Consider the following 471-nt stretch of genomic DNA (forward strand, 5'->3'; position numbering starts at 1 on the left):
CTGCACGAGGGGACGTAGCTGGGGTCCTCGATCAGAGCGATCTTCTCGACCAGCAGCACAACGGCCATGACCAAGCCAACTGCGCCGATGACGGTGAAGAGCATTCCGAGACCGCGCGGCGCCCTCGAATCCCGAGCCGCCCCGGCGGCCGGACCGTCAGCCCTCGAGTGCGGCATCGAGCGGGTCCGTGAGGTCCTCGACGCGGGTGGGCTCCAGGCGCTCCCCGTCGAGGAAGAAGGTGGGAGTGCTCGTCACACCGAGCGCCTCGGCATCGGCAGCACTCTGCTCGATGCGCTCGAGGGTGGCCGGATCGTCGTAGACCTGCTCGAAGCGATCCATGTCGAGTCCGAGCTCCTCGGCATACCCGAAGAACGCCTCCCGCTGGGACGTCTCCTGGTGACTCCACTCGGCCGCGTTGTCGAACAGCGCCTTGTACATGGCCTCGAACTCGCCCTGCTCTCCGGCGGCCTC

At 67.5% G+C, this 471-nt stretch carries 1 protein-coding gene; it reads right to left on the reverse strand.

Annotation, left to right across the window (positions count from 1 at the left end; translation table 11 throughout):
* Window positions 1-156: 156 nt before the first annotated feature.
* Window positions 157-471: DsbA family protein (locus tag Q0937_RS17925; protein ID WP_299306372.1), on the reverse strand; the 315-nt coding region annotated here is incomplete at its 5' end.

Origin of the sequence: uncultured Brachybacterium sp. (genome assembly GCF_947500705.1) — a bacterium.
Taxonomy (GTDB): domain Bacteria; phylum Actinomycetota; class Actinomycetes; order Actinomycetales; family Dermabacteraceae; genus Brachybacterium.